We start from the raw sequence: 15,624 nt of genomic DNA, 5'->3' as shown, positions 1-15,624 counted from the left end.
TAAAACGGGGCGCAAAATGACCCCGAAATTGAGGCAGTATCATGAATTTCCCCGAGCGGTTTTCGAACCTACCGGAATACGCGTTTCCGCGTCTACGCGCCCTGTTGGATCATCATCAGCCGGGTGGTGAAGTCGTTCACATGACCATTGGCGAGCCCAAGCATGATTTCCCATCTTGGGTGACCGACGTGATCATGGAAAACGCCGCCGGGTTTCAGGGCTATCCCCCGAACGAAGGCTCACCTGAATTGCGCGCAGCGATCACGGGTTGGATCAACCGCCGCTATGGTGTGTCGGTGGATGCAGATGCCAATGTGATGGCACTGAACGGTACGCGCGAGGGTCTTTATAACGCTGCAATGGCGCTCTGCCCTGAGCAGAAAAATGGGCAGCAACCGATCATTCTGTGCCCGAACCCCTTCTATCAGGTCTACATGGTTGCCTCGATTTCGGTCGGTGCGCAGCCATATTTCGTGCCGGCAACCGCTGCCACTGGCCATTTGCCAGACTATGCAGGCCTGCCCGAAGAGGTTCTGAACCGTACTTCTGTAGCCTATATCTGCTCGCCCGCGAACCCTCAGGGGGCGGTCGCCTCGCGCGATTACTGGGTTGAGCTGATTCAATTGGCTGAAAAGTACGATTTCCGCATCTTTGCCGATGAATGCTATTCCGAAATCTACCGCGACGCCGCGCCGGTTGGCGCGCTGACCGTTGCGCAGGAACTGGGTGCTGACCCCGAACGTGTCACGCTGTTCAACTCTCTGTCCAAGCGGTCGAACTTGGCCGGGCTGCGGTCGGGGCTGATCGCAGGTGGACCTGAAACAATCAGCCGTGTCAAACTGTTGCGCAGCTATGCGGGTGCCCCTTTGCCCGCCCCGCTGCAGGCCGCCGCCGCCAAGGTTTGGGCGGATGAAGCGCATGTGCAGGAAAACCGCGCGCTGTATCAGGAGAAATACGCCGTCGCGGATGAGGTTTTCGCAGGCGTACAGGGCTACATGCCGCCCCAGGCCGGGTTCTTCCTGTGGCTACCCGTCGAAAACGGCGAAGAAACCGCATTGAAGCTTTGGCAGGAAACCGGCGTACGGGTTCTGCCGGGTGCATATCTTTCTCAAGGTGATCCGGGGCAAAACCCGGGCGAGCAATTTATCCGGGTCGCGATGGTGGCCCCAAAAACAGAGATGAAGCGCGGGCTGATTACACTCCGCGACTGCATCTATTCGTGAGGTACGAGGGCAAAATGGCATCATATAACGCGCGAAACCGTGACCCGCTGCTGGACAGCAACACGCAAGCCGCCATTGAACGGCGTAGCAAAGAACTGATCGGGATCGCTTTGATCCTGTTGGGGTTGGCCGCTGCAGCGATGATCTGGTCCTATACGCCCGATGATCCAAACTGGATGGTTTCGACCGATGCGCCCGTGCAAAACTGGATGGGGCGCATTGGGGCCTCGATTGCCGCGCCGTTATTTATGATCGTGGGTTGGGGCAGCTTGGGTGTCGCCTTGGTGCTGATCACTTGGGGCGTTCGATTTGCAGGTCATTTAGGTGAAGACCGTGCCATTGCCCGCCTGATTTTTGCGCCGATCTGGATCGCCGTTCTGGCTGTCTATGCAGCGACTCTGGTACCGGGTGCCGAATGGCGGGCGACGCACAGCTATGGCTTGGGCGGTCTATTCGGCGATACAGTGATGGGCGCGATTTTGACGTTGTTGCCGATCTCATCGCATTTCCTGGTCAAGCTGATGTCGCTGGCGATGGCGGTCGGTATGCTGGCTCTGGGTGTATTTGTGTTGGGTTTCGGCAAAGCGGACGTTCGCAATGGCTTCCGGGCGTTTCTGTTGGGACTGGTCATGGCCTATGATCTGTTGATGAACGCGCTGGGACGCGGGGCATCGGCGACAGCGCGGGCAGCACGGGACCGGAAGGCCCAATGGGCCGAGCGCAAGGCCGAACGTGCAGTTCCGGTTCAGGCGGATTTTGACGACGACCTGGCCTACGCTGATCCGGTCTTTGAAGACCCTGAGATTGAAGCGCAGGAACCTGTCGCCAAGACAGGCCTTCTGGCTCGGATGCCTTCCCTGATCCGTCGTCCTGACCCAATGCCCGAGCCTGAGTTGGTCGAAAACGTTGCGGTCGAAGGGTATTACGACATGCCGGGTGAGGATCGCATCCGGTCCAAGATTTCCGCCGCTGTGCGCAATCGTAAAGTGGCCGCTGGTGTGCTAACGCCCGAACCCGATCCCAACTTGCCATTGACCAAAGGGCGGGGCAGGGGACCGGACCCGTTGATTTTGAACTCTGGCGCGGCAGACGAGTTGCCGCCCGAACCCCCGATGACCTCTGCAGGTTTGCCACCCGAACCACCGCTGACAGCAGGATCTGATGTTGAGACGCTGGCGGCTGACTCCGAGGCTGATAATTGGATGCAGCAGGACTATGTTTCCGAACCGGACTATGATGATGAGGCCGTGTTTGATGATGCCTCCGAACCCGCGCTCCAACCGCGACAAGCTGTCAAGATTCCCGTTGCTGAGCCGCGTAAACCTGTAGTAGCTCAACCGGTCCGACGCACTCCTCCGCCTTCGCGCAGGGCGCAAGCCGAAGCACAGCCGACACTTTCTTTCGAGGAACGGCATTCCGATTTCGAACTGCCACCGCTGGGCCTTCTGTCCAACCCTGCAAGCATCCAACGCCATCACCTAAGCGATGAGGCGCTCGAGGAAAATGCGCGGATGCTGGAAAACGTGCTGGATGACTACGGCGTCAAGGGTGAGATCGTCAGCGTCCGCCCCGGTCCGGTTGTGACCATGTACGAACTGGAGCCTGCACCGGGTTTAAAAGCCAGCCGTGTGATCGGTTTGGCCGACGATATCGCGCGCTCAATGTCGGCTTTGTCCGCGCGGGTTTCAACTCTACCGGGGCGCTCGGTTATTGGCATTGAACTGCCCAATGAAAACCGTGAGATGGTGGTGCTGCGCGAAATCCTCGCCAGTCGCGATTTCGGCGATGGTAACCATGCGCTGCCCTTGGCGTTGGGCAAGGATATCGGCGGTGAGTCCGTGGTGGCGAACTTGGCAAAAATGCCTCACCTATTGATCGCAGGTACGACCGGTTCCGGTAAGTCGGTGGCAATCAATACGATGATCCTGTCGCTGCTTTATAAGCTAACGCCGGATGAGTGCCGCCTGATCATGATCGACCCCAAGATGCTGGAACTGTCGGTCTATGACGGTATCCCGCACCTGCTCTCGCCCGTTGTGACCGACCCGAAAAAGGCGGTTGTGGCCCTGAAATGGGTCGTGGGCGAGATGGAGGATCGCTATCGCAAAATGTCCAAAATGGGCGTGCGCAATATCGCGGGCTACAATGGCCGCGTGAAGGATGCGCTGTCCAAGGGCGAGATGTTCAGCCGCACGGTCCAGACCGGCTTTGACGATGAAACCGGCGAGCCAATGTTCGAGACCGAAGAATTCGCGCCCGAAGCAATGCCTTATATCGTTGTGATCGTCGACGAGATGGCCGACCTGATGATGGTCGCGGGCAAGGAGATCGAGGCCTGCATTCAACGTCTGGCGCAGATGGCGCGGGCTTCGGGCATTCACCTGATCATGGCCACTCAGCGCCCTTCTGTTGACGTGATCACCGGGACGATCAAGGCGAACTTCCCAACGCGGATTTCGTTCCAAGTGACCTCGAAAGTCGACAGCCGCACGATCCTGGGCGAGATGGGTGCCGAGCAACTGCTTGGGCAGGGCGACATGCTGTATATGGCGGGCGGGGCGAAGATCACCCGCTGTCACGGTCCGTTTGTCTCGGATGAAGAGGTTGAAGAAATCGTCAACCACCTGAAACAGTTCGGTCCGCCGGCCTACATGAGCGGCGTGGTCGATGGCCCGGCTGAGGAAAAGGCTGACAATATCGACGCTGTTCTGGGCCTGAACACGGGTGGCAACACGAACGGAGAAGACGCCCTTTACGACCAGGCAGTGGCGATTGTGATCAAAGATCGCAAATGCTCGACGTCCTACATTCAGCGAAAACTTGCCATTGGCTACAACAAAGCTGCGCGGCTTGTTGAGCAGATGGAGGACGAAGGCGTTGTTTCCGGGGCAAATCACGTTGGAAAACGCGAAATCCTCGTCCCCGAGCAGTAAGATATTTAATAACAAGGGCAGAACGCCTATCTGGGTCCTATGAAACAGATTGCTTTTGCCCTTGCTATGACACTGGCTGCGCCCGCCGCGTGGGCGGCTGAAAAGCTGCCACTGTCGCAAATCTCTAACTACCTGAACCAGATGAAGACGGTTCAGACCACATTCACGCAGGTGAATGATGACGGATCGCTTAGCACCGGTAAGCTGTGGCTCGAGCGGCCCGGAAAAATGCGGTTCGAATATGATCCGCCCAACAGTGCGGTAGTTTTGGCGCGGTCGGGGACGGTGCAGATCTTTGACCCGAAATCCAATCAGCCGCCCGAACAGTACCCGCTGAAACGCACACCGCTGTCACTGGTGTTGGCGCGGAATGTCAATCTGGGGCAAGCCAATATGGTTGTTGGGCACGATTTTGACGGTACCGCTACGGTTGTGACGGCTCAGGACCCCAAGAATCCGGAAAGCGGGCGGATCGAGTTAATGTTCACATCCAATCCGGTCGAGCTGCGCAAATGGGTGATCCACGATAACGCTGGAAGTCAAACGACCGTACTGCTGGGGCCGTTGACTGAAGGCGGAAATCTCGATTCCAGCGTGTTTTCAAGCAAAACCCGTATCAGGTCAGACGATCGCTGACCTGATACGGGTTTGTTTAGTAACGGCAGTTCGCCAGCTGCGCCTGATACAGTTGCGCTCGGGCGTCTACATCATTCGCAACGTTCAACAGCCAAGATTTGCTGTTGTAGCTGCCGCGCGCGTAGCCGGTTTGCCCTTCGTGATAGGCCAGGTATTGGTTACGCGCGTCGGTGGGATGAATCCCGTTCCGCTCATAGCTTTTGTTCATGTACCAGCCAATGAAATCCGACGCATCACGGATGCGATCCCGCTTGGCGCGGCGTTTGCCGGTTTCGCGTTGATACTGCTCCCACGTGCCATCAAGTGCCTGACCATAGCCGTAAGCACTGCTTTGGCGACCCATCGGGATGACGCCCAGCACGTATTTGTGCGGTGTGCGCGCATCTGCGCGATAACGGCTTTCTTGGTAAATCGTGGCCATCTGAACGTGAACCGGGACACCCCATTTGCGCTCGGTGCTTTTGAAAGCCTTGATATAATCGGGTTTTTCGCGCGCAATGCTGCACGCGTCATTCAGTCTGCTCGGTGGCTGTTTGGACCCGCCACCACAGGATGCCAAAAGCAGCACCCCGAAGAGTACGAAAAGAATTCTGCTCATGTGCCTCGTGCCTTTTTTCTTTATTCTAGCGCAGATTGAGCTCTGAGGAAATCACAATCGTTACAGAATAATAGCGAGAATTATAGGCAGTGCGGGAACCGATAGCACGGTCGAGACCATGACCATGCCCGCAACCGCATCTGAATCCGCCTCAAACCGCTCTGCCAGCAGGTATGAGGTGACAGCGACTGGGGTACACATCTGCAAAACTAAAACTCCGAAAGCCACAGGGCCCAGTTCAAAACTGATGGCAAGAACCCAGCCCAACCCGAAGCACACCGCGAGTTTCAGCAAGGACAACCATATAGCCTGTTGCAGCTTCTGTGTTGTCAGGCGTGCAATCGCGACCCCAAGGGTGATCAGCATCATAGGCACCGCCATCTGGCCCAACAGTTCCAGCGTGTTGGTTAGAAACAGTGGCGTCTGCCATCCACGCCACAGAAACAATGCCCCCAGCAGCGTGGCCCAGACCATCGGCTCGCGCAGAACCTTGCCAAAGGCGCCGCGCCCCGCGACCAGATAGATACCGTAGGTAAAAGAAAACAGAGCGGTTACGGCCAAAAAGATCACCGCGAAACCCAATCCAGCCTGCCCAAAGGCAAAGATGCACAAAGGCAGGCCCAGATTCCCAGTGTTACCGAAGATAAGAGGTGACAGATAGGTCCGCTGCTCAAGCCCTGAGGCACGTACAAAGACCCAGAAAACCACCGCCAAAGCAACATGTGATGCAATCGCAGCGAGCGTGAAAACGGTCAATTCACCGCCAGGAATGTCGGTTTGCATCAAAGCTACGAAGATCAGGCTGGGCACCGCAAGCGTCACCGCAAACCGCGTGACAAATTGCAGCCGATACTCGAACCCGAGCTTGACCCACGCAAACCCGATCCCGGCCAGAAGGAACACCGGGGCAACGATTTCGAACACTGTTAGGAGTAGGTTCACAGACTGTTTCCCCGAATTTCAGCTCATTGGTTGGCTTTTCTGCCCGAAAAGATGTACTAAATGCTTTGGGGGCCGAAACAATGCTAAAGACACAAGCCAAGTACCGCCTGGGACAGGTGGTTCGACACCGTAGACACCCTTTTCGAGGGGTTATTTTTGATGTCGATCCGGAATTCTCGAACTCGGAGGAATGGTATCAGGCCATTCCTGAAGACAGTCGCCCGCTGAAGGATCAGCCGTTCTATCATTTGCTGGCTGAGAATGATCAATCCTTCTATGTCGCTTATGTTTCAGAACAAAATCTGGTTGAGGACCAATCGGGTGAGCCGGTAGACCATCCCGATATCCCCAACATGTTCGGCCCGTTTCAGGATGGATCTTATCCGCTGCACTTTCAGTTGAACTGAATATGTCCGTCATAATGGCGTGTGTCAGTAGCCTAATGCGCAACCGTCTTTACGGGGATCGCTAGCACCTTCCAGAACTCCGTTTGAACAGATTCGAATGGCTTGCGCACCACCCAGAGATGTTTCCGGTATTTGGACAGTGTGCCCCATATCGGATAATTGTTGCAGAACGGCATCGGAATAGCCTCGCTCGATTTTCAGAACACCCCCATCTGCAAATGCCCGAGGCGCATCGATGGCTTCCTGCAGCTCTATGTCGAAATCCGTGAGATTTGACACTAGCCGAGCGTGTCCGGTTGGTTGATAGGCACCTCCCATGACACCAAAGGGCATCGCGATGCGGCCTTGGGCGCGCAACATTCCCGGTATGATTGTGTGCATTGGTCGCTTTCCACCGGCAAGCTCATTTGGATGACCGGGTTCGAGGTTGAAACCAGCACCCCGATTCTGCAGCAAAATGCCGAACTTTTCCGAAGCGATGCCCGACCCGAACCCGTGGTAGATCGAATAAATAAGTGAAACGGCCATGCGATCCCGGTCAACCACGGTGATATAGACGGTGTCTTTGTGAACAGACTCGGTCAAGGGAGCGGCGGCAGCCATGGCGCGTTTCGGATTGATCAGCGCGGCAAGTTGGGCGGCTGTCTCAGGTGCAAGAAAATGAGCCATACGCGTGCTGTGGTCGGGATCGGCGATGAAACGATTGCGTGCGTCGTAGGCCAGTTTGCTGGCCTCGGCTTCGATATGTACGCGTTCAGCCCCCCAAGGGTCCATTGCGGCCAGATCGAAGTGCTTCAAGATATTCAGCAACAGGATTGCCGTCGCGCCCTGACCATTCGGTGGGTGCTCGACCAGTTCGACACCGCCATAATCTCCGCTGACGGGCACAGTTTCATCGCTTTGCACGGCCGCGAAATCCTGCGCAGTCTGTACTCCACCCAGATCGGACAGGGCCGCAAGCATGTCATCGGCAATCTCACCAGAGTAAAATGCCTTTTGACCGTGTTGTGCCACGCGCCGAAGAACTTCTGCCTGACCGGGTGCGCGAAAAACCTGCCCGGTTTGCAGGGGTTTGCCGTCAATCAGATAATGATCACGGGCCGCGCCTTGCAGGGTGGATGCGCTGTTCTTCCAATCAAAGGCAACGCGTGGAGCCACCGGAACACCTGACTCGGCATAATGGATTGCGGGTTGCAGGATTGCTTCCAGGCCCAGCCGACCTTCGGTTTTTGCTAGACGGCAGAATGCCTCAACCGCTCCGGGAATTGTCACGGCATCCGGGCTGGTCTCGGTAACCGAATTTGAACCGCGATCCCGCAATGCCTGTGCATCCGCTGCTGCCGCGGCTCGACCCGAACCGTTTAGCGCGCGAACAGTCTGCTCGCCTGCGCGATTGTACAGAACAAAGCAATCTCCACCCAAGCCGGTCATTTGCGGCTCGCAAATTCCCAGAAGCACTGCGCCTGCAATGGCTGCGTCCATGGCATTGCCGCCCTGCTGCAGAATATCCAGCGCGATTTTGGCGGCCAACGGATGGGACGTTGCGCACATCCCTTCGGTTGCCAAAACTTCAGAACGGCCTGTCTTGTGAAAATCGCGCATGGGTCTTTCCTTCTGCAAACACGCAGACACTAAGCCGCAGCTGGGAATTGTCCAATGCTATCAGAGGAAGGAGGTCCTCGGCGCCGCTCACTGGGTGGGGGCTGTGACGCTAGGCGCCGAGGGAAGCTATCTGAGCTACCCCTTACTTATGACCTTTGTTTGCGGCGCGACAATGGTTCGATCTAGGCCTTATTGTGGCCATTTGATGCCTGCTAGGACATCTCGTCAAAGTCGAACCGCAAGCAGAGCAGGTTCCCGCCGCTTTTGCGTTCATATTGTATGTCGCTGGCAAGTTGATGAATCAGGTGCCAGCCAAAGCCGCCCTCGGGCAGGTCCTGCAAAGCAGTGTCGACAGATGGTGGAGTGCCGCTCGGTATCCGCAATTTAGGCATCGGGTCGCCGGTATCGGTGATCTGAATCACCAGCTTCTTTGCACATAATGAGCAATCGATTTGAACGTCAGCGGCGGCCACCCCGGCATAGGCATGTTCGACCACGTTGTTGATCGCTTCCGTCAGCGCGATTCTTACGTCATCTGCTTTGCTTTCCGGCAATCCCTGCGCCGCAAGCCGTGCGCTTAACGCCGCGATCCCTGCGCTGGCCTGCACTTGTGTCGCGGGAAAGCTCACCTCCAGGCAGTTTTGTTTGCAATTCGAGCACACGCTGTTCCACCTCTGCCGATCGTCAGTCTGCACCAGCGCCGATCGCCTCATCCAGCGATTTGAACAGTCTGAACACGGTGTCCATGCGGGTCAGGCGGAACACTTTTTCAACGATCGGGCGCAAGCCGGCCAGATCCAATCTGCGCCCTTTTTCCAATTGTTTCATCGAGGCGACAATGGCGCCCAGACCGCTGGAGTCGATGAATTCGACAGAAGACAAATCCAACACCACCCGTTTGGCATGGGTTTGGGTTTCCGCGCGCATATCTTCCTTGAATTGAATTGCCATCGCGGCATCAATTCGATCACAATGAACGGATATTATCTGTGTCTCGCCGGTGATCTCGCTGCTGAGCCCCATGTTCGTCCGCCTTTGGCAATGCAAAATGATGGTAGAAATACGCTAGACGGTAATTCTTACCATTCGGTATCCATAGGATGGAAAGTTCAAGGAGATTTCGGATGAACGAGGTTGTGATAGCAGGTGCCGCGCGTACACCAATGGGCGGCTTTCAGGGCATGTTTGACGGCGTCGCCGCTGCTGATCTGGGCGGTGCTGCTATCCGCGCAGCGTTGGAGGGTGCTGGTGCTCGGACCGTGGATGAGGTGCTGATGGGCTGCGTCCTGCCTGCCGGCCAGGGACAGGCCCCGGCGCGTCAGGCTGGGTTTGCCGCCGGTCTGGGAGAAGATGTACCTGCCACAACGCTCAACAAAATGTGTGGTTCAGGCATGAAGGCAGCAATGATTGCGTTTGATCAGATCGCTTTGGGCCATACTCAGACCATGATCGCTGGCGGGATGGAGAGCATGACCAACGCGCCCTATCTGTTGCCCAAGATGCGCGGTGGCGCCCGGATCGGACATGGGCAAGTGGTTGATCACATGTTTCTTGACGGGCTCGAAGACGCCTATGACAAAGGTCGGCTTATGGGCACGTTTGCCGAGGACTGTGCCGAATCCTATCAGTTCACGCGCGAGGCGCAGGACGAATACGCCCTGCGATCGCTTTCGAACGCGCTGTCCGCGCAGGAAAATAATGCGTTCGACCAGGAAATTACACAGGTCAAGATTCAGACTCGTAAAGGCGAGGTTGTGCTGGACGCGGATGAGCAACCCAAATCGGCGCGGCCCGAGAAGATACCCACACTGAAACCAGCCTTTCGCAAGGATGGAACGGTTACGGCAGCCAATTCTTCTTCGATCTCGGATGGCGCAGCCGCCCTTGTGCTTGCCTCGGCAAAGGCAGCAGAACAGCAGGGCCTGACCGTGCGCGCACGAATTCTTGGCCACGCCAGTCACGCGCAGGCACCGGGGCTGTTCACAACTGCTCCGGTTCCGGCAGCGCAGAAATTGTTGGATCGTATCGGTTGGAAAAAAGAGGATGTCGATTTGTGGGAGGTTAACGAAGCCTTCGCCGTGGTACCGATGGCCTTCATGCACGAAATGGGCTTGTCCCGTGAGATCGTGAATGTGAATGGCGGCGCATGTGCGCTTGGCCACCCGATAGGTGCCTCGGGGGCTCGGATTATGGTCACGTTGCTCAATGCGCTGGAAAAGCGAAATCTCAAGCGCGGTGTCGCTGCAATCTGCATTGGCGGCGGAGAAGGGACGGCCATCGCAATAGAACGCGTTTGACGCTTTGTCTTTTTGCAAATACTCGGGGAATTGGCGGCAGCGCCCGCAGTTCCCCGGATGCAAGGTCTACCAACATGAAAGCCGACTACGACACACTCTCCAAAACCATAGCCGCCTTGACCGACAGTGAAACCGACGAGGTTGCACTGATGGCTACGGTGGCATGCGAAGTGCATCACTCGGACGACCGATTCGACTGGACGGGATTTTACCGCGTAACTGAGCCCGAAGTGCTAAAGATCGGGCCTTATCAGGGGGGGCATGGCTGCCTAGTAATCCCTTTTGAACGCGGTGTGTGTGGTGCGGCTGCCCGTTCAGGGCAAGTGCAATTGGTTTCGGATGTAGATGCTTTCCCCGGCCATATCGCTTGTGCGTCATCCACTCGGTCCGAGTTGGTTCTACCGGTGCGGGATGCGAATGGTAACGTGATCGCTGTCTTTGATATCGACAGCGACCAGCCCGACGCGTTTACCAAAGATGATGCGACCGCACTTGGTGCTATTCTAACGGATGTATTTGCGCGTTAGAGGGTTCCGACCTATCGCAAAAATGCGCCAAGATCTCGGGACATAATCAGATAGCAAAGCCCGGCCTGAAACGCTGTGATCGTGTATAGCCAAGCCGAGAAACCGCGCTTGCGGGTCTTGTGCCCGAAGATCCAGCGACCCAGTAGCGCGGCCAAGCTGCCACCTAGTGCCGCCAACCATAACAAGCGCCGCTCGGGGATGCGTCGCCTTCTACGGCGCGCGCGCAGCTTATCCCAGCCAAACGCCATCAAAGTCAGGGCATTAATGGCCCAAAGATAGATTACGGCAATCCACATGGACCGTGCATAGCCAACTAAATTTGCAGACCCAAGTGAAAAAATGCTTGGAAATTTCACCGATTCGAGGCACCGTGAAAAAGTAACAGAAAATTTCACGCAGACTCGGAGCGCAACTTGAATTCGCAAGCCCCTCATAGCGCATCCCTCGGTGCCGATCTGCGCGCACTGCGCAAGGCGCGCGGGCTGACTCTGACTGAGATCGCCAACCGATTGGATCGGTCCGTTGGCTGGCTCAGCCAGGTCGAGCGTGACATGTCCGAGCCGTCGATTTCGGATCTACGCCAGATTGCCGAATGTCTGGGTGTGCCGATGTCGATGCTGTTTGCCCATTCCGCTGCGCCGGTGGATGAGCAAGGGTATATTGTGCGGGCAGGGTCCCGTCGCCCGATGGGCTCTGGCGAAGAAGGGTTGATCGAAGAACTGCTTTCGCCTGACCTGACCGACGATTTCGAGATGGTGCATTCGACCTTTGAGCCGCATTCGCAGATGCAGACCCCGGCAAACCGGCCGACGCAGGAAGTCGGCTATATGGTTTCAGGCCGTCTGGAACTGACGATCGGCTCGCGCCGCTTTCAGGTCGGCCCCGGCGATAGCTTCCGGATCAAGCACGAGCCCTACACTTGGTCCAACCCCTTTGATGAGCCCGCTGTGGCCATCTGGGTTATCGCCCCGCCGGTGTACTGATGAGTTTCGAGGCCTGGACCATATTCGCTTTGTTCTGGGTGGTGTTCGTGACCACCCCGGGGCCGAATGCGGTTAATTGCATCTCAAATGGGATGAGCCTGCCATTCCCAAAAGCTATGCTGGGTGTACTGGCTATTCTAACGCAGGCAAGTGCGTTCCTGATCCTCTCGGCAGTGGGGATCACTGCGTTGATTGCCGCGTCGCCAACAGGTTTCTTTGTCGCCAAGCTGATCGGGGCCGGGTTTCTGATCTGGATGGGCATTCGCGGTTGGATGAACGCAGCGAAACCCGCTCCGGCGTCAGAGCGTCCGGCGCGGCATGTTTACTTTCACGCGTTGGCTGTTGCCACGATCAACCCCAAAAGCGTCGCCGGATACCTTGCGGCGTTTTCGCAATTTGTGCAGCCGAATGTACCCATCTGGCAGCAGATGGCGGTGATCATGCCGACGGCACTGGTCATCACGACGCTCAGCTATACCGGGTTCACCTCGCTGGGGGCGCTGATGGGCAAGGCTGCGTTGGGGGCGGTGTTCAATATCTGGGTACGCCGCGTGATGGCGACCTGTTTCATCATTTATGGCGTTTTGCTGGGTGCCAGTTCGACGCCGACAGCGAGGGGATAAAGACATGCATACCGGTTCCTGCCTGTGCGGCGCGGTCGCTTTTATTGTTGACGGAGACCTCACGCCACCAAATGCCTGCCATTGCGGGCAGTGTCGCAAACAGTCGGGTCACCTGTGGGCCTCGACCGTTACGCAACAGGACAATCTCAGCTTTACCACCAGCGAAACGCTGGGCTGGTATCGCGCCTCTGACATTGCCAAGCGCGGATTTTGCCGCGCTTGTGGCTCGTTCCTCTTCTGGCAGCACAATGACGAGGACACGATCGCAATTTCCGTGGGCTCATTGGATGAGCCGACCGGGTTGAAACTCGCCCAGCACATCTTCGTTGCGGACAAGGGCGATTACTATGACATCAAAGACGACCTGCCCCAGCGGGCACACTAATAGGGAACCAAACACATGAGTGATTTTCCAACCAAGGCCCGTGTGGTCATCATCGGCGGCGGCGTTGTGGGCTGTTCATCGCTGTATCATCTGGCCAAGAAGGGCTGGACGGATTGTGTTCTGCTGGAAAAGAACGAACTGACCGCAGGCTCGACATGGCACGCGGCGGGTAACGTTCCGACGTTTTCGACTTCGTGGGCGATCATGAACATGCAGCGCTATTCGACCGAACTGTATTCGCGCCTCGCGGACGAGGTCGACTATCCGATGAACTACCACGTTTCCGGGTCAATTCGTCTGGCGCACAGCAAGGAGCGGATGCAGGAATTCGAACGGGCCATGTCCATGGGCCGATATCAAGGCATCCCGATGGAGATGTGGTCTCCGGAAGAGGCCAAGGAACGCTATCCTTTCCTGGAGACCCATGATCTTGAAGGCGTTCTGTATGACCCGACCGATGGTGACATTGACCCGGCGCAGCTGACTCAGGCTCTGGCCAAGGGAGCGCGGGATATGGGGCAAAAGATTATCCGGTTCTGCCCGGCAACCGGTGTGACACAGCAGGACGACGGCACATGGACCGTGCATACCGAAAAGGGTGATATTGCCTGCGATTATGTGGTGAACGCCGCCGGTTACTATGCGCAGCGCGTAGGGGAATGGTTCAAACCCTTTGGCGGCCGAACCGTCCCGGCCATGGTCATGAGCCATCAGTATCTGCTGACTGACGAAGTTCCCGAAATCGAAGCGTGGTCGAAAGAAAATGGTGGCAAGAAGCTGCCGCTGCTGCGCGATGTCGATATCTCGTACTACCTGCGGCAGGAGAAGAACGGCTTCAACCTCGGCCCTTATGAGCCCAATTGCAAGGGCCACTGGATGACCGAGGATGACCCGATGCCCGAGGATTTCAGCTTCCAACTGTGGAACGATGATCTGGACCGGATCGAGGATATCGTCACCGATGCGATGGAACGGGTTCCGCTGATGGCAACCTCGGGCGTTGGTCGCGTCATCAATGGCCCGATCCCCTATGCGCCAGATGGTCTGCCGTTGATTGGCCCGATGCCGGGTGTGACAAACGCGTTCGAGGCTCATACCTTTACTTTCGGTATCGCCCAAGGTGGTGGTGCAGGCAAAGTTCTGGCCGAATGGATCGTCGATGGTCACACCGAATGGGATATGTGGGCCGTCGATCCGCGTCGTTACACCGACTACACCGATCAGGACTACTGCAATCAGAAAGGGATGGAAGTCTACGGCAACGAATACGCCATGCATTTCCCACATCACGAATGGCCTGCCGCACGCGACAAGAAGGTCTCGCCTGTGCACGCCAAGGTCAAGGAATTGGGCGGTGTCATGGGCGCGTACAACGGCTGGGAACGCGCAAACTGGTTTGCGCAAACCGGCGATGACACGTCACTGGAAGCCACCCATACCTGGGGACGTTCGGGCCCTTGGGAGCAACGGGTCAAAGAAGAATGCGAAGCCGTGCGCGATCACTGCGGGGTGCTGGATCTGCCGGGCTTCTCGCGGTTCTGGATACAAGGCGAGGGGGCGGATGACTGGCTGCGTGGCTTCTGTACCGGAGGTATCCCTAAAGCAGGGCGCATGAATCTGATCTATGTCTCGGATGAAAGAGGGCGCATTCTGACCGAGCTGTCCTGTATCCGTCTGGCTGAGAACAATTTCGTCCTAATCACTGCTGCCACGGCACAGTGGCACGATGGTGATTTGATCCGCAATTCGGTGCCCGAAGGTGTGACCGTTCGGGAAACCACAACCGAGCGCGACACACTGATCGTGACCGGACCCATGACGCGGAATGTATTGTCTGGCATCACCGATGCAGATTTGCAGCAAGGGTGGCTGACCCACCAATTCGCCAAAGTGGCCGGGCAGGATGCCTTCCTGATCCGTGTATCTTTCGCGGGTGAGTTGGGTTGGGAAATCCATGCTGAAAATGATGCGATGCCCGCCATCTACGAAGCTGTGCTGGCCGCTGGAGCGAAACCCTTTGGCATGTATGCATTGAATTCGCTGCGGATCGAGAAAGGCTATCGCGCGTGGAAAGGCGACCTAAGCACGGATTACTCTCTGCTGGAAGGTGGTTTGGGGCGCTTTGTCAAGCTCGATAAACCGCAGGATTTTGTTGGCAAAGCAGCCATTCAGAACGAAAAACAGCAAGGCGTTAAAAAGTCCTTTGTCACTCTGATCGTGGACGCAGGTGAGGTCGATGCGCCTTACATGTCCTGCATCTGGAGCGGTGATGAGATCGTGGGTGAAACCACATCGGGTGCGTGGGGGTATCGCATTGGTGCCTCGGTCGCGCTGGGCATGGTGCGCGCAGACCAGGCTGTCCCGGGAACTGAGCTAGAGGTTGAAATCTACGGTCAGAAATGTCGTGCTGTTGTTCAGGAGGATCAGCCGCTCTGGGATCCTGCAAATGAACGGTTGAGGGCCTGACC

16 protein-coding genes are annotated in these 15,624 nt (G+C 56.9%); 10 read left to right on the top strand and 6 right to left on the bottom strand.

What is annotated here, in order from left to right:
• Positions 1–41: 41 nt before the first annotated feature.
• From ACR0AU_RS06180 to ACR0AU_RS06170, 3 genes are read left to right on the top strand one after another with little or no spacing between them, the layout of a single operon-like run.
• A complete protein-coding gene (locus ACR0AU_RS06180; protein ID WP_480795423.1) occupies positions 42–1,223 on the top strand; it encodes an aminotransferase class I/II-fold pyridoxal phosphate-dependent enzyme in 1,182 nt (393 codons plus the stop codon).
• Positions 1,224–1,237: 14 nt separating this feature from the next.
• Positions 1,238–4,156: a DNA translocase FtsK gene (locus ACR0AU_RS06175; RefSeq protein ID WP_170508888.1), complete on the top strand. Its 2,919-nt coding sequence runs from the start codon at positions 1,238–1,240 to the stop codon at positions 4,154–4,156.
• Between the two features lie 39 nt (positions 4,157–4,195).
• The gene (locus ACR0AU_RS06170; protein ID WP_170508886.1) at positions 4,196–4,792 is read left to right on the top strand and encodes an outer membrane lipoprotein carrier protein LolA; all 597 of its coding nucleotides are present in this window, start codon (positions 4,196–4,198) and stop codon (positions 4,790–4,792) included.
• 16 nt (positions 4,793–4,808) lie between these two features.
• Here ACR0AU_RS06170 and ACR0AU_RS06165 read toward each other — a convergent pair whose 3' ends face one another.
• Both ACR0AU_RS06165 and ACR0AU_RS06160 read right to left on the bottom strand, forming a co-directional pair.
• Positions 4,809–5,390 (bottom strand): transglycosylase SLT domain-containing protein, encoded by a 582-nt coding sequence (locus ACR0AU_RS06165; protein WP_170425842.1) that lies wholly within the window; start codon positions 5,388–5,390, stop codon positions 4,809–4,811.
• A 60-nt stretch (positions 5,391–5,450) separates the two neighbouring features.
• Positions 5,451–6,332, bottom strand: coding sequence for an AEC family transporter (locus tag ACR0AU_RS06160; RefSeq protein WP_170732519.1), 882 nt, complete (start codon positions 6,330–6,332; stop codon positions 5,451–5,453).
• An 80-nt stretch (positions 6,333–6,412) separates the two neighbouring features.
• Between ACR0AU_RS06160 and hspQ the strand changes: the two genes are divergently transcribed.
• Positions 6,413–6,739 carry a heat shock protein HspQ gene (hspQ, locus tag ACR0AU_RS06155; protein WP_170398818.1) on the top strand — a complete coding sequence of 109 codons (327 nt, stop codon included), beginning with the start codon at positions 6,413–6,415 and terminating at the stop codon, positions 6,737–6,739.
• Positions 6,740–6,763: 24 nt separating this feature from the next.
• On the opposite strand, the gene ggt is transcribed toward hspQ, so the two are convergent.
• The 3 genes from ggt to ACR0AU_RS06140 form a co-directional block, all read right to left on the bottom strand.
• Positions 6,764–8,341 carry a gamma-glutamyltransferase gene (gene ggt / locus ACR0AU_RS06150; protein ID WP_480795422.1) on the bottom strand — a complete coding sequence of 526 codons (1,578 nt, stop codon included), beginning with the start codon at positions 8,339–8,341 and terminating at the stop codon, positions 6,764–6,766.
• Positions 8,342–8,553: 212 nt separating this feature from the next.
• A complete protein-coding gene (locus tag ACR0AU_RS06145; RefSeq protein WP_480438887.1) occupies positions 8,554–8,970 on the bottom strand; it encodes an ATP-binding protein in 417 nt (138 codons plus the stop codon).
• Positions 8,971–9,025: 55 nt separating this feature from the next.
• Positions 9,026–9,364 (bottom strand): STAS domain-containing protein, encoded by a 339-nt coding sequence (locus ACR0AU_RS06140; RefSeq protein ID WP_170398809.1) that lies wholly within the window; start codon positions 9,362–9,364, stop codon positions 9,026–9,028.
• Between the two features lie 101 nt (positions 9,365–9,465).
• Between ACR0AU_RS06140 and ACR0AU_RS06135 the strand changes: the two genes are divergently transcribed.
• Together ACR0AU_RS06135 and ACR0AU_RS06130 are read left to right on the top strand one after the other, a co-directional pair.
• A complete protein-coding gene (locus ACR0AU_RS06135; protein ID WP_480795421.1) occupies positions 9,466–10,638 on the top strand; it encodes a thiolase family protein in 1,173 nt (390 codons plus the stop codon).
• Positions 10,639–10,712: 74 nt separating this feature from the next.
• On the top strand, positions 10,713–11,165 hold the full coding sequence (locus ACR0AU_RS06130) for a GAF domain-containing protein (RefSeq protein WP_170732515.1): 453 nt from the start codon (positions 10,713–10,715) through the stop codon (positions 11,163–11,165).
• An 11-nt stretch (positions 11,166–11,176) separates the two neighbouring features.
• On the opposite strand, the gene ACR0AU_RS06125 is transcribed toward ACR0AU_RS06130, so the two are convergent.
• Positions 11,177–11,461 carry a DUF1294 domain-containing protein gene (locus ACR0AU_RS06125; protein ID WP_170406651.1) on the bottom strand — a complete coding sequence of 95 codons (285 nt, stop codon included), beginning with the start codon at positions 11,459–11,461 and terminating at the stop codon, positions 11,177–11,179.
• A 117-nt stretch (positions 11,462–11,578) separates the two neighbouring features.
• Between ACR0AU_RS06125 and ACR0AU_RS06120 the strand changes: the two genes are divergently transcribed.
• The 4 genes from ACR0AU_RS06120 to ACR0AU_RS06105 are packed head-to-tail and all read left to right on the top strand — an operon-like array spanning position 11,579 to position 15,622.
• A complete protein-coding gene (locus ACR0AU_RS06120) occupies positions 11,579–12,148 on the top strand; it encodes a helix-turn-helix domain-containing protein (protein WP_170732514.1) in 570 nt (189 codons plus the stop codon).
• Positions 12,148–12,771 (top strand): LysE family translocator, encoded by a 624-nt coding sequence (locus ACR0AU_RS06115; protein ID WP_170646731.1) that lies wholly within the window; start codon positions 12,148–12,150, stop codon positions 12,769–12,771. The genes ACR0AU_RS06120 and ACR0AU_RS06115 overlap by 1 nt, the downstream gene beginning before the upstream one ends.
• A gap of 4 nt (positions 12,772–12,775) precedes the next feature.
• Positions 12,776–13,156 (top strand): GFA family protein, encoded by a 381-nt coding sequence (locus tag ACR0AU_RS06110; protein WP_170596812.1) that lies wholly within the window; start codon positions 12,776–12,778, stop codon positions 13,154–13,156.
• A 15-nt stretch (positions 13,157–13,171) separates the two neighbouring features.
• Positions 13,172–15,622, top strand: a complete 2,451-nt coding sequence (locus ACR0AU_RS06105) for a GcvT family protein (protein WP_480795420.1) — start codon at positions 13,172–13,174, stop codon at positions 15,620–15,622.
• Positions 15,623–15,624: the final 2 nt, after the last annotated feature.

The sequence above is a fragment of the Ruegeria sp. CG1 genome (genome assembly GCF_056537265.1).
The sequence above is the reverse complement of the archived record's forward strand: the minus strand, read 5'-3'. Positions and strand labels throughout refer to the sequence as shown.

Bases quoted from the DNA above. Each gene is read 5' to 3' on its own strand.
- ACR0AU_RS06140 (WP_170398809.1), bottom strand. From the start codon at position 9,364: ATGGGGCTCAGCAGCGAGATCACCGGCGAGACACAGATAATATCCGTT.
- ACR0AU_RS06130 (WP_170732515.1), top strand. From the start codon at position 10,713: ATGAAAGCCGACTACGACACACTCTCCAAAACCATAGCCGCCTTGACC.
- ACR0AU_RS06105 (WP_480795420.1), top strand. From the start codon at position 13,172: ATGAGTGATTTTCCAACCAAGGCCCGTGTGGTCATCATCGGCGGCGGC.
- ACR0AU_RS06115 (WP_170646731.1), top strand. From the start codon at position 12,148: ATGAGTTTCGAGGCCTGGACCATATTCGCTTTGTTCTGGGTGGTGTTC.
- ACR0AU_RS06175 (WP_170508888.1), top strand. From the start codon at position 1,238: ATGGCATCATATAACGCGCGAAACCGTGACCCGCTGCTGGACAGCAAC.
- ACR0AU_RS06170 (WP_170508886.1), top strand. From the start codon at position 4,196: ATGAAACAGATTGCTTTTGCCCTTGCTATGACACTGGCTGCGCCCGCC.
- ACR0AU_RS06125 (WP_170406651.1), bottom strand. From the start codon at position 11,461: ATGTGGATTGCCGTAATCTATCTTTGGGCCATTAATGCCCTGACTTTG.
- ggt (WP_480795422.1), bottom strand. From the start codon at position 8,341: ATGCGCGATTTTCACAAGACAGGCCGTTCTGAAGTTTTGGCAACCGAA.
- ACR0AU_RS06180 (WP_480795423.1), top strand. From the start codon at position 42: ATGAATTTCCCCGAGCGGTTTTCGAACCTACCGGAATACGCGTTTCCG.
- hspQ (WP_170398818.1), top strand. From the start codon at position 6,413: ATGCTAAAGACACAAGCCAAGTACCGCCTGGGACAGGTGGTTCGACAC.
- ACR0AU_RS06110 (WP_170596812.1), top strand. From the start codon at position 12,776: ATGCATACCGGTTCCTGCCTGTGCGGCGCGGTCGCTTTTATTGTTGAC.
- ACR0AU_RS06135 (WP_480795421.1), top strand. From the start codon at position 9,466: ATGAACGAGGTTGTGATAGCAGGTGCCGCGCGTACACCAATGGGCGGC.
- ACR0AU_RS06165 (WP_170425842.1), bottom strand. From the start codon at position 5,390: ATGAGCAGAATTCTTTTCGTACTCTTCGGGGTGCTGCTTTTGGCATCC.